This window comes from Agrobacterium larrymoorei (genome assembly GCF_030819275.1).
GTDB classification, from domain to species: Bacteria; Pseudomonadota; Alphaproteobacteria; order Rhizobiales; family Rhizobiaceae; genus Agrobacterium; species Agrobacterium larrymoorei_B.
Genome location: NZ_JAUTBL010000002.1, coordinates 795473 through 813599, shown reverse-complemented (window position 1 = coordinate 813599; position 18127 = coordinate 795473). Strand labels below are relative to the sequence as shown.

General features: G+C 57.9%; 20 protein-coding genes and 2 pseudogenes. 10 read left to right on the top strand and 12 right to left on the bottom strand.

Going from position 1 to position 18127, the window contains the following annotated elements:
• The first annotated feature begins 110 nt into the window (after positions 1 to 110).
• Positions 111 to 443, top strand: coding sequence for a hypothetical protein (locus QE408_RS12450; protein WP_306931568.1), 333 nt, complete (start codon positions 111 to 113; stop codon positions 441 to 443).
• A 109-nt stretch (positions 444 to 552) separates the two neighbouring features.
• Here QE408_RS12450 and QE408_RS12445 read toward each other — a convergent pair whose 3' ends face one another.
• Positions 553 to 1095 carry a GNAT family N-acetyltransferase gene (locus QE408_RS12445; protein WP_306931567.1) on the bottom strand — a complete coding sequence of 181 codons (543 nt, stop codon included), beginning with the start codon at positions 1093 to 1095 and terminating at the stop codon, positions 553 to 555.
• A gap of 103 nt (positions 1096 to 1198) precedes the next feature.
• Here QE408_RS12445 and QE408_RS12440 point away from each other — a divergent pair, with 103 nt between their 5' ends.
• Complete coding sequence (locus tag QE408_RS12440; RefSeq protein ID WP_306931566.1) at positions 1199 to 2098, top strand: LysR family transcriptional regulator; 900 nt, start codon at positions 1199 to 1201, stop codon at positions 2096 to 2098.
• On the opposite strand, the gene QE408_RS12435 is transcribed toward QE408_RS12440, so the two are convergent.
• Positions 2058 to 2666, bottom strand: a complete 609-nt coding sequence (locus QE408_RS12435; protein WP_306931565.1) for a LysE/ArgO family amino acid transporter — start codon at positions 2664 to 2666, stop codon at positions 2058 to 2060. The two genes, QE408_RS12440 and QE408_RS12435, sit on opposite strands and share 41 nt — an antisense overlap.
• Before the next feature lie 91 nt (positions 2667 to 2757).
• Here QE408_RS12435 and QE408_RS12430 point away from each other — a divergent pair, with 91 nt between their 5' ends.
• The gene (locus QE408_RS12430) at positions 2758 to 3666 is read left to right on the top strand and encodes a LysR family transcriptional regulator ArgP (RefSeq protein WP_306931563.1); all 909 of its coding nucleotides are present in this window, start codon (positions 2758 to 2760) and stop codon (positions 3664 to 3666) included.
• On the opposite strand, the gene QE408_RS12425 is transcribed toward QE408_RS12430, so the two are convergent.
• Positions 3653 to 4093 (bottom strand): hypothetical protein, encoded by a 441-nt coding sequence (locus tag QE408_RS12425; RefSeq protein ID WP_306931562.1) that lies wholly within the window; start codon positions 4091 to 4093, stop codon positions 3653 to 3655. The genes QE408_RS12430 and QE408_RS12425 overlap by 14 nt on opposite strands.
• Positions 4094 to 4184: 91 nt before the next feature.
• Positions 4185 to 5069 carry a branched-chain amino acid aminotransferase gene (locus tag QE408_RS12420; protein WP_306931560.1) on the bottom strand — a complete coding sequence of 295 codons (885 nt, stop codon included), beginning with the start codon at positions 5067 to 5069 and terminating at the stop codon, positions 4185 to 4187.
• A 235-nt stretch (positions 5070 to 5304) separates the two neighbouring features.
• Between QE408_RS12420 and tam the strand changes: the two genes are divergently transcribed.
• Positions 5305 to 6075: a trans-aconitate 2-methyltransferase gene (gene tam / locus QE408_RS12415; protein WP_306931559.1), complete on the top strand. Its 771-nt coding sequence runs from the start codon at positions 5305 to 5307 to the stop codon at positions 6073 to 6075.
• Between the two features lie 160 nt (positions 6076 to 6235).
• On the opposite strand, the gene QE408_RS12410 is transcribed toward tam, so the two are convergent.
• From QE408_RS12410 to QE408_RS12400, 3 genes are all read right to left on the bottom strand, one after another.
• Positions 6236 to 6990 (bottom strand): IS5 family transposase gene (locus QE408_RS12410; RefSeq protein WP_306931558.1). Its coding sequence is split into 2 segments (ribosomal slippage): positions 6236 to 6660 and positions 6660 to 6990, totalling 756 coding nucleotides; the frame shifts between segments, so codons are not numbered across the junction.
• 186 nt (positions 6991 to 7176) lie between these two features.
• A complete protein-coding gene (locus QE408_RS12405) occupies positions 7177 to 7545 on the bottom strand; it encodes a VOC family protein (protein ID WP_306931557.1) in 369 nt (122 codons plus the stop codon).
• A gap of 45 nt (positions 7546 to 7590) precedes the next feature.
• Positions 7591 to 8295 (bottom strand): helix-turn-helix transcriptional regulator, encoded by a 705-nt coding sequence (locus QE408_RS12400; protein WP_306931556.1) that lies wholly within the window; start codon positions 8293 to 8295, stop codon positions 7591 to 7593.
• A gap of 163 nt (positions 8296 to 8458) precedes the next feature.
• Between QE408_RS12400 and QE408_RS12395 the strand changes: the two genes are divergently transcribed.
• Positions 8459 to 9739 carry a TadE/TadG family type IV pilus assembly protein gene (locus tag QE408_RS12395; protein WP_306931554.1) on the top strand — a complete coding sequence of 427 codons (1281 nt, stop codon included), beginning with the start codon at positions 8459 to 8461 and terminating at the stop codon, positions 9737 to 9739.
• Positions 9740 to 9744: 5 nt separating this feature from the next.
• On the opposite strand, the gene QE408_RS12390 is transcribed toward QE408_RS12395, so the two are convergent.
• Positions 9745 to 10644 carry a LysR family transcriptional regulator gene (locus QE408_RS12390; RefSeq protein WP_306931552.1) on the bottom strand — a complete coding sequence of 300 codons (900 nt, stop codon included), beginning with the start codon at positions 10642 to 10644 and terminating at the stop codon, positions 9745 to 9747.
• A 136-nt stretch (positions 10645 to 10780) separates the two neighbouring features.
• On the opposite strand from QE408_RS12390, the gene QE408_RS12385 reads away from it, so the two are divergent.
• Positions 10781 to 11962, top strand: a complete 1182-nt coding sequence (locus QE408_RS12385) for an MFS transporter (protein WP_306931550.1) — start codon at positions 10781 to 10783, stop codon at positions 11960 to 11962.
• An 86-nt stretch (positions 11963 to 12048) separates the two neighbouring features.
• Positions 12049 to 12876, top strand: a complete 828-nt coding sequence (locus QE408_RS12380; protein WP_306931548.1) for an aldo/keto reductase — start codon at positions 12049 to 12051, stop codon at positions 12874 to 12876.
• Between the two features lie 5 nt (positions 12877 to 12881).
• On the opposite strand, the gene QE408_RS12375 is transcribed toward QE408_RS12380, so the two are convergent.
• From QE408_RS12375 to QE408_RS12365, 3 genes are all read right to left on the bottom strand, one after another.
• A complete protein-coding gene (locus tag QE408_RS12375) occupies positions 12882 to 13493 on the bottom strand; it encodes a LysE family translocator (RefSeq protein ID WP_306931547.1) in 612 nt (203 codons plus the stop codon).
• A 76-nt stretch (positions 13494 to 13569) separates the two neighbouring features.
• On the bottom strand, positions 13570 to 14367 hold the full coding sequence (locus QE408_RS12370) for a helix-turn-helix domain-containing protein (protein ID WP_306931546.1): 798 nt from the start codon (positions 14365 to 14367) through the stop codon (positions 13570 to 13572).
• Positions 14368 to 14416: 49 nt separating this feature from the next.
• Positions 14417 to 15175, bottom strand: coding sequence for an SDR family oxidoreductase (locus QE408_RS12365; RefSeq protein WP_306931545.1), 759 nt, complete (start codon positions 15173 to 15175; stop codon positions 14417 to 14419).
• Positions 15176 to 15278: 103 nt separating this feature from the next.
• Here QE408_RS12365 and QE408_RS12360 point away from each other — a divergent pair.
• Positions 15279 to 15705 (top strand): annotated as a pseudogene (locus QE408_RS12360) (winged helix-turn-helix transcriptional regulator).
• A 54-nt stretch (positions 15706 to 15759) separates the two neighbouring features.
• Here the strand turns inward: QE408_RS12360 and QE408_RS12355 are convergent.
• Positions 15760 to 16152, bottom strand: coding sequence for a DUF937 domain-containing protein (locus QE408_RS12355; RefSeq protein WP_062438236.1), 393 nt, complete (start codon positions 16150 to 16152; stop codon positions 15760 to 15762).
• A 214-nt stretch (positions 16153 to 16366) separates the two neighbouring features.
• On the opposite strand from QE408_RS12355, the gene QE408_RS12350 reads away from it, so the two are divergent.
• Complete coding sequence (locus QE408_RS12350; protein ID WP_306931542.1) at positions 16367 to 17932, top strand: helicase HerA-like C-terminal domain-containing protein; 1566 nt, start codon at positions 16367 to 16369, stop codon at positions 17930 to 17932.
• Between the two features lie 87 nt (positions 17933 to 18019).
• Positions 18020 to 18121: pseudogene (locus tag QE408_RS22995) on the top strand (GNAT family N-acetyltransferase); the annotation flags it as partial.
• Positions 18122 to 18127 lie beyond the last annotated feature (6 nt).

Sequence of the window (18127 nt, the reverse complement as noted above, 5' to 3'; positions counted from 1 at the left end):
AAAATTCCTCTCGCGCCTCTTCAAAAACATGATTGCGACCCAGTTTGCCGTACCAATTCCGAGCGATCCGTTCGGCTGATCCTGCAAGAGACTATCGAAAGGGCATGGCAATGAAACGACAGGCTTTGTTTTTGATCATGGCATCCTTGGTGGCGTTACCCGCAGCCGCATCGTCCGACAACGCCTGGGAAGCGTTCGTCGCCGACGTGCAGGCAAAATGCCTCGATGCGGGTGCGAGGCTGATGGATGACGCAAAGGCCGTCGTCGATCCGACAGGAAGCGAGAATTACGGCCTCGCAATCCTGACCGGAAAGGCGAAGGGAGCAGACGCAACGATCAGTCATATCTGCGTCTACGACAAGAAGACCAAGGCCGTAGAGCTTGGAAGCGAGCTGTCAGCCGATTCCGTAAAAGTCGAGCTGCCGGGCTCTACCAAGCCCTGAGAGCTGAAGCGCGTCGCGATCTTTCAGTTTCGCTTCTAACGCTTCAGGTCCTTGTTTTATCGCGTGTCATCATCGCAAAACCGCTGCACGCGCTTGCTTGGACCGTGCTTTAGAACCTAGGCGTCGTGTCCGCCTCACCAAGCGGTCGCTGCATGAGAACGATATCCAGCCAGCGGCCGTGCTTCCAGCCTACCGATTTCAGCGTGCCCACCCTCTCGAAGCCTACAGCGCGATGCACCCCGACAGATGCGACGTTCTCGGAGTCGCCAACCACCGCCACCATCTGGCGGAACCCTCTCGCCGTTGCCTCTTCGATGAGCGCCAGCAGCAGGGTCTTCCCAATGCCTGAACCCTTTCGGTTTGGATCGACATAGATGGAGTCCTCGACCGTCGCACCATAGGCCGGGCGCGCGCGGTGCGGTCCTGCATAGGCATAACCGACAACCGTGCCTTCCATCTCAGCAACGATATAGGGGAAGCCACCGGCAAGGAGTGTCGCCCGGCGTTCACGCATGATGTCAGCTGTGGGCGGCTCGATTTCAAAGCTGGCACTGCCATGGAGAACGGCGTCGCGGTAGATTTCGACTATGGAGACGATATCGCGCTCTTCACAGGGGCGGATAATCATGGCGGCTTTTGTAGGCGAGGTCATTTCGGAATGTCCTGAAGGGGTATGCGGCTCACCGCAATCTGCACCAGCGACATATCAAAATAAAGGTTATAGATCTTATGCAAGACATAAGGATTTCTTTGATATGGATTTTGACCTCCGGCAGTTGAAGAGCTTCATCGATGTTGCGGATCTTGGGAGTTTTTCCGCAGCGGCCGAAAAGGCCGGGCTGACGCAGCCTGCCATCAGCCTCCACATTCGGCTGCTCGAAAAGCAGCTTGGCGTTCGGCTGATCGAACGGGTTGGACGTCGGGCACAGCCAACCTCGGCGGGGCGCGATCTTCTGATCCATGCGAGACGCATTGCCGACGAGGTGTCTCAGGCCATCGAGACCGTCGCCCCGCATCGAAGCGGCCAGAGTGGGCGTTTGCGCATCGGCACTGGCGCGACGGCGCTGATCTATTTCCTGCCGACGATATTGCGAGAGATCCGTCATCTCATGCCCGGCGTCGAAATTCGGGTGGAAACCGGCAACACCCCGGATATCATTCGCCTTCTCGAAAACAACGAGATCGACGCGGCGATCGTCACACTCCCGGTCACCGGTCGAAGCCTCGATCTGCGCGAGGTTCTTCGCGAAGAACTGGTCGCGATCTTTCCACCTGATGCTACGGACGTTCCGGCCCATATCGATGCTGATTATCTCTGTGCCCAAGCCTTGCTGCTCTATCAGGGCGGCAACACCCGAAAGCTCGTTGACGGATGGCTGAAAGGCACCGGCAGACGCGTTCAGCCCGTCATGGAACTTGGTAGCGTGGAGGCGCTGAAGACACTGGTCGAGGCAGGCCTCGGTGTTGCTGTCGTGCCCGCCATGGCCGTTCGTGATGCCACGTCGACTGCACTGCAGACGCGCTCGCTTGTGCCTAAGCTGGAACGTGATCTCGCGCTGGCGCTCAGGCGCGACAAGTACATGACGGCCCCGCTCCGCACCTTTGTCGCTGCCCTCAAGCGCCAGTCAGAAGCGTCAGCGCGATCAGCCACATAACAAGCGCAATGACACCTTCCAGAATGCGCCACGCAGACGGATTGGCAAACACGGGACGCAACCAGCGCGCACCATAGCCAAGTGAGAAGAAGAAGACCCATGACGCTGTGGCGGCGCCTGCACCGAAGACCGCTTCCTTGCCTGGGAACTGGGTCGAGATCGTGCCGATCAAAACGACGGTGTCGAGATAGACATGCGGGTTCAGCCATGTCAGCGCCAGACAGGTCAGAAGCGTCGGAGCAAAGGACGTAACCCTGCCGGATGCAGCGGCCAAAGCCTCTGAGGAACGGAGTGCCGATTGCAGGCTCTTTGCGCCATACCACAGCAGAAATGCAGCACCCGCATAGCGCATAGCTGGCTCGATTGCCGGCATGATGGTGGCGATCTGCCGGAAGGCCGTCACGCCGATGGTGATGAGGATTGCATCGGAAAGCGCGCACGCCAAGCAAACGGCGAAGATATGATCGCCGCGAAGACCTTGGCGCAGCACGAACGCATTCTGCGCGCCGATCGCCACGATCAGCGTCATACCCATGGTGAAACCTGTGAGATATACCGAAAAATTCATAGGATGCCCCTTCAGTCCAAGCATCGAATAGGTAGCGGCATCAGTTTAATCCAGTTAAAGATACTTACCTCGATTAAGCAGAGCTAATTCTATGGACTATGCAGCGCTTCGTGCGGTGGCAATGGTGGTGCAGACCGGCAACTTCGAAAAGGCGGCACTTGCTCTGCATGTGACGCCATCGGCCATCTCTCAAAGGGTCAAGCAGCTTGAGGAGCGGCTGGGCGCCGTTCTCATCCTGCGTGGCAATCCCTGTATGGCTACGGAAAAGGGCGCGTGGGTCTGCCGCCACATGGAGCATGTGGGGATGCTGGAGTCTGAACTCTTCAGCCAGCTTCCCGCTCTTCTCTCGTCCGACAAAGCCAACAGCCGCGTGACGCTACACATCGCAACCAATGCCGACAGTCTTGGCACCTGGTTCCTGCGGGCAGTTTCCGCTTTCACACATCAGTCAGGCTTTCTCCTGAACGTGGCGGTGGACGATCAGGATCACACGGCGGAGTGGCTTCAGCGCGGACGGGTGCTCGCAGCGGTGACGAGCCTGGAGAAGCCGATCCAGGGCTGCCGCGTCACTCCACTCGGCTTTCTACGCTACCACGCAACAGCAAGCCCGGAGTTCATCAACACGTACTTTTTCGATGGCGTGACTAAGGCGGGCCTCGCGCAAGCTCCTGCCCTCACCTTCAACCAGAAAGACCGTCTCCAGCAGCAATGGATCAGCCAGGTTTTCGGCACGTCCATCGTCCACCCAACTCACTGGCTACCCTCCACCCAAAGCTTCGTGGATGCCGCGCTGCTCGGCATGGGCTGGGGCATGAACCCGGCGCTTCTGGTGCGAAATCATCTGGCGGATGGACGACTGGTGGAACTGGTGGCCGGAACGCCACTGGACGTCCCGCTGTTCTGGCAGGTCAACCGGCTGGCTGCCGATCGGCTAAAGGCACTGACGGATGCGGTGGTCGAGGTCGCAAGACAGGAGCTAATTCAGGTCACCAATCTATGATGTAGGAAGTTTTTGAATTTTTCTTTAGGGCTTTAATAATATGGCGGTACCCCCTTAGATCCGCTGTTAGCACCGCCCTGATGACCTTCAAATTCTCATCCGGGATATCTACGAATTGATCATTGATCGACATAGCATCCCTATAGAATTCCACCGCACGTTTAGTGAGAAGACCGTTTTCTATCCTCCTCTCTTGGAGCTCAAGATGATCTATCACTAACTTTATTTCCGCAAATCCCAACTTTCCCGTCGACGCTTTGGACATAACATCAACCGTGGACTTGTAGATGCTATTGATCTGCTCCAATTCTTGAATTCGAGTTGAAGCGCGATATTGCAGCAATGCATAAGCTGCAGCGACTACTGCGGTGATCGCCATCACCACGTTAGCTAAAGCCGACACCATGTCCCAATTTATGCTGATCATCGCTCGATCCCTGAGCCAAAAGTAAGCCATGCGGAACCAGGTCACTGGCTTTCAGCGAAGACCGGCATCGGCAAACAAAGAATTGCGTACGTCACTCCGCCGACGCTGTCGACTTTGCCCAGTCCATGTAGAGATCGAGAGCCTTGCGCGCCACCAGTCCAGCCTGAAGTTCGCGATCGTCAAGCTTGATGACCGGGGAAACCTTTGAGTAATTGCCCGAGCAGAAGATTTCGTCCGCATTTTGGAAGTCTTCGACGGAGAGGGTCGTCTCACGCACATCGAAACCGGCCTGGCGCAGCAGCACCATGACACGCGAGCGGGTGATCCCGGCCAGGAAGGTGCGGTTCGGGACAGGCGTGTAGACGATACCGTCCTTAACCATGAAGACGTTGGAGGATGCTGACTCGGCAACGTTGCCATTCATGTCGCGCATCAGCGCGTTGTCGAAGCCGCGCGAGCGGGCCTCGATGATGGCGCGACCGCTATTGGGATAGAGGCTACCAGCCTTGGCATCCGTCATGGCCGTTTCCGGCGAAGGACGGCGCAGCGGCGAGACGGTCAGGGTTAGCGGTACGCCGGCATCCATCGGCGCCTCGAAAAGGCAGAGTGCAAAGCGTGTCGATTCCGCATCGGGGGCAACGACAGAGCCGCGCATGCCATGCTCGGCCCAGTACATCGGCTTGATATAGATCGCCATATTGCCATCGAACTTCTTCACGCCTTCCAGCGCCAGTTGCTCGATCTCCTCCGGCGTCATCGTCGGCTTCATACCCATATTGACGGCGGAGCGGTTGACGCGCTGGCAATGCAGATCGAGATCGGGTGCCAGACCATCGAACCAGCGCGCTCCATCGAACACCGTCGAAGCGAGCCACATGGCGTGGGAAGTCGGGCCGATCAAAGGAGGATTGCCGGGAAGCCATTGACCATCGACATAGGTCCAAGTTGTGGAACGGGGTGCAGTATCGACAGTCATGACATTCTCCTTCTTCAATGCGTCGGAATGAATGCCCGCACGGCTGCTAGGTCAAGATGAAATTCCCGGCGGTGGTCAAAAGGAAGGATTATTGCCTGAGTCTTGCCGTGAAATGCGCATTTGTTGCGTGCAGCCAAGAGCATGCTCCAAGCGTTGTTGCGCCGATCGAGGTGATCTGGCGGTTGCGAGGATGCCGTGCCATCTTCGGTGAAACACGAGCGCAGAGAGGCCCTAAATGGCATGGTCGGCACAACAATATCTGAAATTCGAAGACGAGCGCACGAGACCAGCACGTGACCTTCTGGCGCAAATTCCGCTGGAGCGGGTTATGACTGGCTTCGACCTTGGCTGCGGTCCCGGCAACTCCACCGAGCTGCTGACGGAGCGCTACGGCGTCAACGTCATCACAGGGGTCGATAGCGACGAGAATATGCTGGAAGAAGCAGCTCTCAGGCTGCCCGCCACGCAATTCGTTCAAGCCGATCTCTCATCCTGGCTGCCGGATGCGCCGGTTGATCTGCTCTATGCCAATGCGGTGTTCCAATGGCTGCCGAACCACATCGATCTATTTGAGCGGCTGATGGATCACCTGAACCCCGGCGGCGTCCTCGCCATCCAGATGCCGGACAACCTCAATGAGCCCAGTCATCTGCTGATGGAGGAAACCAGCCGCTCCGGCCCGTGGAGCGAAAACTTCGAGGGGCGGCAATTACGCCGCCAGCCACTGCCCTCGCCGGCCCATTATATCAACCGACTTTCGCCAAAAGCGATCCGCGTCGATGTGTGGCACAGCATTTACAATCATCCCATGGCCGATGCAGGGGCCATCGTGGAATGGGTCAAGGGCACCGGCCTTCGTCCCTATCTGGCAACGGCCGGCGCCGACCATCAAGATGCTTTTTTGGAGGATTACCGAAAGCGGATCGACGCCGCCTACCCGCCGCTTGCGGATGGGCGACGTTTGTTGCGCTTTCCACGACTGTTCATTGTCGCGGTTCGTGGCTGATCCTGAACGGACAGCCATGGCCCCATGCCTGTCCGTTTCAAGTCTCCAGCGCATGTCCGGTGATCACGGGATACCGGACATGCTCTATGTTGTTGTTTTTGCCGCATTGTCCGACGCCGAAGCGATCACGTTTGGGCTGGAAATGCTTTAGGCTCCAGACTCAATTGATCCACCATGTGACGATCGCTGCAATGTAGCACGTTGCCTCGAAGTTTATCATGAGCTTGTCGTATCGCGTCGCGACACGTCTCCAGTCCTTGAGACGGCAGAATGTCCGCTCGATTATATTCCGTCTTCGGTAGGCGACCGGGTCGAACGGTCTGATCCTCTTTCGGGTTGGATTGTTTGGGATGACTGGTTGCGTGCCGCGTGCCCTCAGGAAGCTGCGTAAGGCGTCGCTGTCGTAAGCCGTATCTGCGGCGCACAGACGTGTCGGAGGCAGGGGATCAAGGAGCGGGATGGCAATGGGTGCATCACCACGTTGCCCAGGCGTTATTCGCAACGCGACTGGACGGCCACAACCATCGACAACAGCATGGACTTTTGTCGATCTGCCGCCTCTCGATCGACCAATTGCTTCGGCATCCGCCCCCCTTTTCCATCAGCGGCAGAACGGTGTGCCTTTGCGGTGGTGCTATCGATCATATGGATGTCGCGATCGGTCATTTGCACCAGAGACTCAAACAGTCGCCGCCATATCCCTTTTGCAGACCAGCGATGGAAGCGATTATAGATCGTTGTCGAAGGCCCGTAGCAGGATGGACAATCCTGCCAGCGGCAACCGGATCGCAAGACGTGGATGATGCCGCTGATAACCCGGCGATCGTCAGTACGATGAGCGCCGGGTTGGTTGGTCGGAAGCAGCGGCGAAATCACTGCCCACTGTTCGTCATCAAGCCAAAATTCGCCCGCCATGGTCAAACACTCCTGCTTCTACAGGTAGTGAATCATAGATAGCCAATTTCATCAACAATTTGATTGGGTTTCGACCCTAAAGCATGTCGCGCAAAACTGTGCAGCGGTTTTGCGATAACGGCATGCGATAAAGCAGGGACGTAAAGCGTGTGAGCGAATCTGAAAGATCGCAAGACGCTTTAGACCTCAGCCGTGAAAGGCGTAGACGCGCAGCCGGTAACCATCCGGATCTGCCGCCAGGAACGTGCGGCCAAAGTCCATGACAGTTGGCTCCTGCAGAATAGGCAGTCCTTTGTCGGTCCACGCGCGATGGCGGGCATCGACCTCATCGTCAGTCTGCACGATGAACGCAATTTCGGCAGCGCTGCCATCGGAAGACAATGGCGGCTGAACGGCGTGGCGGGACCAAAGGCCAAGGCGCATGCCGCTTTGCAAGTTGAAAAGAGCGAAGGTATCGGAGAGCTCGACAGGCTGAGCACCCAGCAAATCACTGTAGAAAGCAGCGCTATGGCGCGGATCGTTGACGAAGAGAATGATGAAGTTCGGGTGGTTCATGTTGGTCTCCTGTTGTTGATGAGGAGACCTTAGGGCGGCACAGTGTCAGTTTCTGTCAGCAGTCTCTTGGCGCGCCTTCATCATCTGCCGCCATCCTTTCAGAAGGACTTCACGGCGTTTGGGATAGCGCGCTTCCAGAAGGGTGAAGGACGAAATGCGATCAGCGCGGAAGCTGCGGTAATCCTGTCTTAGTTCGCACCATCCCAGCAGCACACGAACCTGATCGAAAAAGGCCAGCGCAAAGGGCCAGACGATCCGGCGACTGTAACGCCCCTGCTCATCGGCATAGTCGATCTGGATCTTTGCCTGGCTTCGGATGGCATCGCGAATATTGCCGAGATCGATATGCGGCATATCGACAACCTTTCCGGGCCCGACAAGAAGCGTGGAATTGTCCAGTTCCTCCGCCAGGGCCTTCGGCAGAACGGCTGCGATCTTGGCAAGCCCGGCACGCGCGGCATCCGCCAACGCACCATCTGCCCTGCCCGCCACCCAGCGCGACCCCAAAACCAAAGCCTCGATTTCCGCTTCGGAAAACATCAGAGGCGGAAGAAGATAGCCTGGTCGCAACACGTAGCCGACGCCGGCTTCACCCTCGATATTGGCGCCTTGCGCCTGGAGCGTGGCGATGTCGCGATAGAGCGTGCGCAGGCTGACACCTGTCGCAGCGGCCAGTTCTGCCCCGCCTACCGGCCTGCGATAACTGCGCAACAATTGTAGCAAATCAAGCAAGCGCTGCGAGCGAGACACGCACATCTCCAGATAGCAAACCAAAACTATGAGTTTTAATCATCGATTTATACCTTTCGCATAACATCTTACCAATTAACGTCACCTTTCATTATTCATTTTAAGCCACTTATTCTCAATGTCAGGTCTTTATACTGGCTTCATAAGATTTTCCGAGGCACCAATGCTTAATTTCTGGCGAGACAAGAGCGGCAATTTTGCCATGCTTACCGCAATCCTGGCTGTGCCACTGTTTGGCGCGGCAGGCCTAGCGTTGGACTTCAGTCAGGCACTTGCTGTCAAGGAAGATCTGCAGCAAGAGGCAGACGCAACGGCACTCGCTGCAGTCGCCAAAAACTCACCCTATGTGGCTGAAGCCCGCAAGATGGGCGGAGATGGCCCCATCATCGTCGCGGGCAGTTCCCCGACGGACCTCTTCAAGAAGGAAAAGGACAAAAAAGACGATTTCGACGTCAAGAATGTCACCCTGATGGTCAAGAAGATGGGGAATGTCGTTGAATCTTCTGTAGAACTCGATGCAACAGTCAACACCTCGCTATCATCGATCCTCGGCAAGGACTTCTTTACCGTCAGCGTTAAATCCACGGGTCGATATCAAACAGAAAAGTACATGAATTTCTACTTGTTGCTCGATAACACGCCGTCCATGGGTGTGGGTGCAACGCCGCAGGACGTCGCCAAGATGGTGGCGAACACACCCGACCAGTGCGCCTTTGCGTGTCATGACGTTAAAAGCGGTGCCAAAAGCTATTACCAGTTGGCCAAAGACCTGAACGTGACGACGCGCATCAATGTGGTAGGGAAAGCGACAGCCTCGCTCATGGACACCGCAGCGGATACGCAGACCGTTTCCAATCAGTTCAGAATGGCCGTCTACACCTTTGGTGAAAAGGCCGAGGACACAAAACTGCTCGAAGTTGTTCCTCTCACGTCTAGCCTCTCAGACGCAAAGAGTAAGTCGAGCAAGATCGACCTGATGTCCATTCCTTATCAAGGATATAATAACGACCAGCAGACAGATATCGACCGCGCCTTGACGCAGATTTCCTCGAAGATGGGCTTGCAAGGTGACGGCAACAGCTCTGCGACGCCCGAAAAGGTGCTCTTCTTCGTATCCGACGGCGTTGGCGACAGCTACAAACCGACAACCTGCACAAAAAGAACCACCAACGGTCGTTGTCAGGAGCCGATCGACACGCGGTTGTGTACCGCCCTTAAGAGCCAAGGCTACCGTATCGCCGTACTCTACACGACCTATCTGCCGCTTCCGACAAACGGCTGGTACAATGACTGGATCCGCCCGTTTCAGTCTGAAATCTCGACCCGTATGCAGGATTGCGCTTCGCAGGGTCTCTTCTTCGAAGTCAGTCCGACTCAGGGCATCAGCGATGCCATGTCGGCACTGTTCAAGCGGGCCGTCTCCTCTCCGCGCCTGTCGAGCTGAACTGATCAGTTCGGCTCGAGTCGCTCGACAAGGAAATCGATAAAGGCGCGAATGCGGGCAGCCAGATGCTCGTGTCCCGCATAGACGGCGTGGACAAGCTCAGTGTCGCCGCCATTATACTCTTCAAGGATCGGCACAAGCTGCCCGGCCTCTATGTCCGGACGGACGTGAAACTCCCCGATCCTGCCAAGGCCGACGCCCAGCAGGCACAGCTGCCGCTTGATGGAGCCGCTGGAGACCTGAATGTTCCCGGTGATCGCCTTGGTGTACACGCTCTCCGTCCCGGGATCGCGAAACGGCCATTCATCGAGGCTCCGGCGGAAGTTGAAGCCGATACAGTTGTGCGCGTCGAGGTCCTCCGGGGTCTTCGGCGTTCCATGCTTTTTGAGGTAGTCAGGCGATGCGACAATGACACGCCTGCTGGAAAACAGGCGCCTCGCCATCAGTGAGGAATCCCTCATCGGTCCCACACGGATTGCGATATCGGTGCGCTCGCCGATAAGGTCGATGACACCATCAGTCAGTGTTAGATCAAGCCGCACCTTGGGGTGGCGTTCGGCAAACTCACCCACGAGCGGCAGAATGCAGCGCTCCCCAAAGCCGACCGAGGAGTTGACGCGAAGCAGCCCCCTCGCCTCCTCGCGACCGCCGGCGACGAGCTCTTCGGTCTCATCGATCTCTTTCAGGATGCGGCGGGCGCGACGCAGATAGATATCGCCTTCGGGCGTCAGTTCCAGTGTTCGCGTCGAGCGGACCAGCAACCGCGTGCCAAGCCTCTCCTCGACTCTGGAGACAAGCTTGCTGACGGCGGAGGGAGACAATTTGAGCCGCCGTCCAGCGGCGGAGAAGCTTTTCAGCTCCGCAGCGAGGACGAAGACTTCCATCTCACCGGCGCGATTGTCCATGACCTCACCTATGATTTCAATTCAAAGATGATTATCGATTAATTGGGATTATCAAACAAGTGTCCCGTGCCGATATTTAGCCCGAAACTTCAACACCTTCGGGACGGCCCATCCGAACGGCCGGAAAGGCGCAACCATGCCCCTCGCTCTCTTTGCCCTGACGATTGCGGCCTATGCAATCGGCACCACCGAATTCGTCATCGTGGGTCTTTTGCCCACCGTCGCCGACGATCTTCACATCACACTTCCGCTTGCCGGGCTGATCGTCTCGGTCTACGCGCTTGGCGTCACCTTTGGCGCGCCTATTCTCACGGCGCTTACCGGTCGCATCGAGCGCAAGCCGCTTCTGCTCGGCCTGATGGGCCTCTTCATCCTCGGCAATAGCGCTGCGGCGCTCAGCCCCAGCTATGAAATGCTGCTGGTCGCGCGCGTGATCTCCGCCTTTGCCCATGGCGTGTTCTTCTCCGTCGGCGCGACCATCGCCGCCGGGCTGGTTGCCGAGGATCGCAGAGCTTCCGCCATTGCCATGATGTTCATGGGATTGACGGTTGCCATCGTCACCGGCGTTCCGCTTGGTACGCTGATCGGCCAAATTTTTGGCTGGCGCGCCACCTTCTTTGCGGTCGCCGCCCTCGGCGTCGTCGCCTTCATCGGCATTGCAGCACTGCTGCCATCGACGCTTCAAAAGGCCCCGGCCGCCAGTCTCATGGACCAGCTGCGTGTGCTCGGCTCCGGACGGCTGCTGCTGGCCTTTGCCATGACGGCGCTCGGTTACGGCGGTACCTTCGTCACCTTCACCTTTCTCGCCTCAATCCTGCAGGATCTGACTGGCTTTGCTGCAAGCACCGTCAGCCTCGTGCTGGTGCTCTACGGTCTGGCGATCGCTGCCGGCAATCTCGCCGGGGGACGGATTGCCGACCGTAATCCGGTCAAGGCGCTTGGCTGGCTTTTCGCGCTTCAGGCGCTGGTCCTTGCTATCTTTACCTTCACCGCCCCGTCGGCCCCGGCTGCTTTGGTGACCCTTGTCGCACTTGGCTTTTTATCCTTCGCCAATGTGCCGGGACTTCAGCTTTACGTGGTACAGCTTGCAAAGCGCTTCCGGCCGAACGCAGTCGATGTCGCCTCGGCGCTCAATATCGCTGCCTTTAATCTCGGCATCGCCGTCGGCGCATGGATCGGCGGTCTGGTCGTTGCATTCCCGCTCGGTCTGGGCGCAACACCATGGGTCGGCGCGCTGTTGGTTTCGGGGGCGCTGGTTCTGACGCTGGTCAGCAGCAGTCTCGACCGCCGCCAGGCAGGTCTTGCCCAGACCGTGTGAACCAAATCCCGTCCTCAGTACTTAGGATGAGGACCTTCCTGCCCCGCAAACTTGCGGGGCCATTATTCGCAATGGAGACAAAAACGATGCAAACAGTCAACGCCAATGGCGCAAACATTCCAGCTCTCGGCTTCGGCACATTCCGCATGCCGGAAGAGGACGTCCACCGCATCCTGCCACAGGCGCTGAAACTGGGTTTCCGGCATGTGGACACGGCGCAGGTCTACAAGAACGAGGCGGCAGTCGGTGATGTCATCGCCAATTCCGGTATCGCGCGCGGCGACATTTTTCTCACCACCAAGGTTTGGGTGGACCAATACAAGCACGACGATTTCATCCGCTCGGTGGATGAGAGCCTGACGAAGCTGAAAACGGATTACGTCGATCTGCTTCTTCTGCACTGGCCGAAGAGCGACGTGCCGCTGGCGGAGCGGATTGGCGCACTGAACGAGCTTCATAAAGCCGGCAAGGCGCGCAACATCGGGATTTCCAACTTCAACGTCGCACTGACGGAGGAGTCGGTCAAACTGTCGGATGCGCCGATTGCCAATAACCAGATCGAGTACCACCCCTATCTCGACCAGACGAAGGTGATCGAGGCTGCCCGCAAGCACGGCATTTCGATCACCGCCTACTATCTGATGGCAGATGGCAAGGTGCCCAAAGACGAGGTGCTTCGCGATATTGGCGCCAAGCACGGCAAGACCGCGGCCCAGGTCGCGCTGCGCTGGGCCATCCAGCAACCCGACGTGATTGCGCTCTCCAAGACGGCAACAGAAAGCCGCCTGCCCGAAAACTTCGACATCTTCGACTTCGAACTCTCTGACGAAGACATGAAGGCAATCTTTGCTTTGGCGGAGAAGGACGGACGCATCGTCAACCCGGGCCATCTGGCGCCGGAATGGGATGACTAAGTCGATCAACGCTGCACGAAGGCCAGTTTCAGGCCAAGCGCAACGAAGGCTGCGGCGAAACTTCGCCGCAGCCAGACCAGTACGGAAGGCCGCGAAACAATCTGGCGCCGGACAGAAGCGGCAAAGCAGCCATAGGCCGCGAAAATCACAAATGTCATCGCCATGAAGACGAGGCCGAGCGAGGCCATTTCGCGGGCCGATGACGACGAGTCTGCCGCGACGAATTGCGGCAGGAAGGCGAAGAAGAAGATCGAGAGTTTTGGATTCAAAAGGTTGATGAGGATGGCCTCGATCACGACGCGGCCCGGCGTTCTTGCGGGCTGTGTTTCATCGACCCGCAGAGCGCCATTTTCTCTCAGCGTGTTCCACGCCATGTATAGCAGATAAATAACGCCCGCATATTTGATGAGCGCGAATGCCGCAGCACTCGCATGGAGGATCGCCGCAAGGCCGGTAATTGCCGCCAGCAGATGCGGGACGATGCCGAGCGTGCAGCCGAAGGCGGCGATCAAGCTTGCGCGCGCCCCCTGTGTCAGACCGGCTGCCAGCGTGTACACCACGCCTGTGCCAGGAGAGGCCACGACGATGGCCGATGTGAGAAGAAATTCGAGTGTCATGAGGACCTTCCTTGAAAGAAGGTGTTACTCTGCTTCGATCCCACATATCGGTCTTGGATGAAATTGCAGGTTTCGATCAGGAGAGCGCATGCCTGTAGACGGCGGGCGTCGTGCCGAAGTGCCGAACGAAGACGCGGTTCAAGTGGCTCTGATCGCAAAAGCCGGACGCCAACGCCGCCTCGGCAGGTGCATCGCCCTTTGCCAATGCTTGCCGCGCCATGTGCAAGCGGCGCTGCATGAGATAGCTGTGCGGTGTCAGCCCCGTGACCGAAGAGAAAGCACGCAGAAATCGGAAGCGGCTCATGCCCGCTTCCGCCGCCAATTCGGCGAGGCTGAACTGCATCTGCGGTGCCTCATCCACCATTTCCCTGACGCGAGAAAGAGCAACGGATGCAGCGTGCTTCGGCATGGCAAGAGGTCGTTCAAGCATCTGAGACAACAGCAGGAGGAGAGCTTCCTCGCCCGGTAGAGCAGACCGTTGCGACATCATGGTTTGAAACACTGCGCGAAAGCGATCGGCCAAGGGGCGCGGGTCGACAGGGTAGACGAACTCGAAATCGCGGTTATCGTGTTCGCGAATGTCCGACAATGCTGCATGGACGACTTCGGGATCGAGATAGAGCATCGTCCAGGCCCGGCCACGCTCGCTGAGCGCTATGCCGTCATGCACCTCACCCGGATTGACGGTGATGACGCGCCCCGCCTCAGCCTCGACCACCCCACGTCCGCTCGCCGATTTTTGCGCGCCCCGTTCGATCACACCAATGCCGAACTGATCATGCATGTGACGGGGAAAGCTGCGGTCGCTATCAGCAATCACCGCAGCCACGCCTGGCATCGTCGTTTTCGGCATCGTGAACTGGTGTCTGGCCATAGACCCTGCGCCCCTATCAGGAGCGCAAGCCTATCACGGACAGTCAGGCTCAGGAACGCAGGCTGTTCACCATGCCGAAGACCTGATCGAAATTGCCGCTCTCGGCAGCGAACCGCAATGGCTTGCAGCGCTCCACGATCACTTCCTTCTCTTCGGGTCTGTTCGTCAGGATATCCATAACTTCCGCGATGAAGGCATCGAGCGGCATGGCGCGCTCGTCGTTAGCCTGCTTTTCACCCTGAAGCATCGTCTGCACATAAGGTGGCGCGATCTCGATGACATCGACGGGTGTGTCCTTCAACTGCTCGCGCAGCGCCATCGAATAGGCATGGATGGCAGACTTCGTGGCGCTATAGGTGGGGGTCGCCACCATCGGCACGAAAGCGAGACCAGAAGAGACGGTCAAGACGGCAGCATTGTCCTTTTGCAGAAAATGCGGAAGCAAAGCTGCGGTCAACCGGATCGGCGCGAGCAGATTGGTGGCAATCGTCTCCTCCGCAATATCGAGATAGTCCGGGGCCGCGGCGATGTCCTCGTTCTTCATAATGCCGGCATTGTTGATGACGACATTGAGTTCGGGATGGTCACGCGTCAGCGTTTCGGCAAAGGTCCGAATGTTCTCCGCCTTTGTCGCATCGAGCACGGCCGATACCATGCCGGGATTTGCTTTTGTCACTTCATCCAGCGCAGACTGGCGTCGACCGGAAATGATGACCTTGTTGCCAAGCGCATGGAAGGCTTCGGCGAGTGCGCGGCCAATACCGGAACCACCGCCGGTGATGAGTATCGTGTTTCCTGTCATCTTCATTTGGCTGTCCTCTCTTGTTGGATGAAACCAAGTTAGCTACGATACTCTCCAATCGAAAGTAGGCACCCAAAAGATTTATACTTACCAAAAGGAGAGTGTCTGAATGAAGAGGCATCTGGCCGATCCAGCCATAGAAGACAAACGCCATCACCCGCCACCGGATGAAACGGATCCGGTTATCGAAGCGCTGGTTCAGGACATCATCGCCAAGGTGGCGGACAAGTGGACGATGTTGATCCTGGAAGCTCTGGAAGAGCATGGGACGATGCGCTTCACGCAGATCGGCAAGGTTGTCGGCGATATCAGTCAGAAGATGTTGACCAAGACGTTGCGCCAGATGGAGTGCGATGGGCTGGTGAAACGCACCGTGCACCCGGTCATCCCCCCGCATGTGGATTACAGCCTGACCCATCTCGGCACGACTTTTGGGCAGTGCGTTCTGCGGCGTCTGGATATGGGCGGAGACGCATCATGCGGACATAGAAAAGGCGCGGAAAGCCTTCGAAGAGCAATCCCCACGCCTAAAATAATGGGCCTGAAATAATGCAAGCGCTTCCTTGAAGGAAGCGCTTAGAATTGGCCGATCAGGCGAACTGGCTGAGGCCCGGTACGGACGCGATCACCTTGTCCACGACTTCGTCGCCGGCATGCTGGCGAGCAATCGAAATGGTGGTCTTGGCAAGTGCGGAGATTTCACCCATGCCGAGGCCCTGGCTCATCAGCTGCTGGCCAAGACCCATGATGCCGCCGCCACCGATGGCGCTCATCAAGCCGCCAAGCAGACCACCGCCGCCCTGACCTTCGCCGTTGAAACGCGCGACGAGATCCGGCGCGCCGGGGATCGATTCGATCATCTTGGCCACGGCCGCGTCATCGGCTTCGCGCTGGAGGAAACCCAGCATCATGCCGAGAGCCTTTTCCGCCTTATCCGGCGCAATGCCCACTCTATCTGCAACCTGGGTTACGATTTCGCTCATAAACTTCCTCCTGAATGCGAAATTACGTTCACGTCAACGTAAAACAATTGAAACATAGACTCAAGACCGCGCAGCCCAATGAAACACTGGTTTTTCGATCTGCTCTTTTCAACCTTATCAAACAGTTGTTGAGGGCCAAAACAGTTCCTATAAGTATAGGGCGGAAATTAAAAATGGGGCACCGCTGCTCGGATAGCTTGGGAAGGATCGCCATATGCTGCAGGACGGAAAGCTTTATATCGGCACGAGCCGCAACCCGGACGACAGCCTCAACAAGGGCGAATATCTCGATCTTCGTTTCGGCAATCGCCACGGGCTGATCACCGGCGCCACCGGCACGGGCAAGACCGTTTCCCTGCAGGTGTTGGCAGAAGGGTTCGCCAAAGCTGGAGTCCCGGTTTTCTGCGCCGATATCAAAGGCGATCTGTCCGGCATCGCCAAGCCCGGCGAGGCGAAAGACTGGGTGACGAAACGGGCCGAACAAATCGGCTTTTCCGATCTCTCCTTCGAGCAGTTTCCCGTCATCTTCTGGGATCTCTATGGCGAAAAGGGCCATCGCGTGCGCGCGACGATCGCCGAGATGGGCCCTCTCCTTCTCGCACGGCTGATGGATGCCTCGGAAGCGCAGGAAGGCGTTCTCAATATCGCGTTCAAGATTGCCGATCAGGGTGGCCTGCCGCTCCTCGATCTCAAGGATTTGCAGTCGCTGCTGAATTATATGGGCGAGCATGCAAGCGAGCTTTCCAGCCAGTTCGGCCTGATTTCGAAGTCCTCCGTCGGTTCATTGCAGCGCGGTCTGCTTGTGCTTGAGCAGCAGGGTGCACAGCACTTCTTCGGTGAGCCGGCGTTGAAAATCGCCGACATCATGCGCACCACCAACGACGGGCGCGGGGTGATTTCGGTTCTCGCCGCCGACAAATTGATGATGAACCCGCGCCTCTACGGCACCTTCCTGTTGTGGATGCTTTCCGAACTCTTCGAAGAGCTACCGGAAGTGGGCGATCCAGCCAAGCCGAAGCTCGTCTTCTTCTTCGACGAAGCGCATCTTCTCTTCAACGACGCACCGCGCGTGCTGATCGAGCGTGTCGAACAGGTGGTTCGCCTGATCCGGTCCAAGGGCGTTGGCGTCTATTTCGTCACCCAAAATCCGCTTGATGTGCCGGAAACGGTGCTAGCCCAGCTTGGCAACCGTGTGCAGCACGCGCTTCGCGCCTATACGCCCCGTGAGCAGAAAGCGGTGAAAACCGCCGCCGACACGTTCCGCCAGAACCCCGCCTTCAATACGGCAGAAGCCATCACCACGCTCGGCACCGGCGAGGCGCTGGTTTCCACCCTTCAGGACAAGGGCGCGCCCTCCATCGTGGAACGCACGCTGGTGCGTCCGCCGTCCGGCCGCGTCGGTCCGGTGACGGAGGATGAACGTCGCAGCATCATGGCATCCAGCCCGGTGGCCGGTCTTTATGATACGGATATCGACCGCGAATCCGCCTTCGAAATTTTGGGCGAACGCGCGCGTAAGGCAGCCGAGGCGGAAGCTGCCAAGCGCGCGGCGGAAGAGCAGGCAAGCCAGCAGCCAGACAGTGCCGCGGGCCGCTGGAAGCTGCCTGGCTTTGGCGACGACGAACCGAAACAGGCATCAACCACCGGCGGAGGAAGACGCTCCAGCGGCTACCAGCGTGAGACGGTGATCGAGGCCGCGATGAAAAGTGCGGCCCGTTCCGTCGCGACATCGGTCGGACGTGCGCTGGTTCGCGGCATCCTGGGGAGCCTGCGGCGCTAATTTCGCGCGCGCCCTGACACCCCGAAAACATGCCGGAGCGTGCGTCCAAGCTCGGTCCGGCCACCAGATCGCCAAAGCCTTCACTGCGAGCGGCTGGAGATGCGCAAACAAGCCCATCTCATTCAGAATGATCGCTTCAACAGGGTGTGGGGCGACGAGTTCATCTACGCGATTCTGCAAACCGACTGAAACGAG

What these genes read in the sequence shown, in the direction of transcription:
- QE408_RS12450 (WP_306931568.1), top strand. Translation starts at nt 111, where the DNA reads ATGAAACGACAGGCTTTGTTTTTGATCATGGCATCCTTGGTGGCGTTA.
- QE408_RS12445 (WP_306931567.1), bottom strand. Translation starts at nt 1,095, where the DNA reads ATGACCTCGCCTACAAAAGCCGCCATGATTATCCGCCCCTGTGAAGAG.
- QE408_RS12440 (WP_306931566.1), top strand. Translation starts at nt 1,199, where the DNA reads ATGGATTTTGACCTCCGGCAGTTGAAGAGCTTCATCGATGTTGCGGAT.
- QE408_RS12435 (WP_306931565.1), bottom strand. Translation starts at nt 2,666, where the DNA reads ATGAATTTTTCGGTATATCTCACAGGTTTCACCATGGGTATGACGCTG.
- QE408_RS12430 (WP_306931563.1), top strand. Translation starts at nt 2,758, where the DNA reads ATGGACTATGCAGCGCTTCGTGCGGTGGCAATGGTGGTGCAGACCGGC.
- QE408_RS12425 (WP_306931562.1), bottom strand. Translation starts at nt 4,093, where the DNA reads ATGATCAGCATAAATTGGGACATGGTGTCGGCTTTAGCTAACGTGGTG.
- QE408_RS12420 (WP_306931560.1), bottom strand. Translation starts at nt 5,069, where the DNA reads ATGACTGTCGATACTGCACCCCGTTCCACAACTTGGACCTATGTCGAT.
- tam (WP_306931559.1), top strand. Translation starts at nt 5,305, where the DNA reads ATGGCATGGTCGGCACAACAATATCTGAAATTCGAAGACGAGCGCACG.
- QE408_RS12405 (WP_306931557.1), bottom strand. Translation starts at nt 7,545, where the DNA reads ATGAACCACCCGAACTTCATCATTCTCTTCGTCAACGATCCGCGCCAT.
- QE408_RS12395 (WP_306931554.1), top strand. Translation starts at nt 8,459, where the DNA reads ATGCTTAATTTCTGGCGAGACAAGAGCGGCAATTTTGCCATGCTTACC.
- QE408_RS12390 (WP_306931552.1), bottom strand. Translation starts at nt 10,644, where the DNA reads ATGGACAATCGCGCCGGTGAGATGGAAGTCTTCGTCCTCGCTGCGGAG.
- QE408_RS12385 (WP_306931550.1), top strand. Translation starts at nt 10,781, where the DNA reads ATGCCCCTCGCTCTCTTTGCCCTGACGATTGCGGCCTATGCAATCGGC.
- QE408_RS12380 (WP_306931548.1), top strand. Translation starts at nt 12,049, where the DNA reads ATGCAAACAGTCAACGCCAATGGCGCAAACATTCCAGCTCTCGGCTTC.
- QE408_RS12375 (WP_306931547.1), bottom strand. Translation starts at nt 13,493, where the DNA reads ATGACACTCGAATTTCTTCTCACATCGGCCATCGTCGTGGCCTCTCCT.
- QE408_RS12370 (WP_306931546.1), bottom strand. Translation starts at nt 14,367, where the DNA reads ATGGCCAGACACCAGTTCACGATGCCGAAAACGACGATGCCAGGCGTG.
- QE408_RS12365 (WP_306931545.1), bottom strand. Translation starts at nt 15,175, where the DNA reads ATGAAGATGACAGGAAACACGATACTCATCACCGGCGGTGGTTCCGGT.
- QE408_RS12355 (WP_062438236.1), bottom strand. Translation starts at nt 16,152, where the DNA reads ATGAGCGAAATCGTAACCCAGGTTGCAGATAGAGTGGGCATTGCGCCG.
- QE408_RS12350 (WP_306931542.1), top strand. Translation starts at nt 16,367, where the DNA reads ATGCTGCAGGACGGAAAGCTTTATATCGGCACGAGCCGCAACCCGGAC.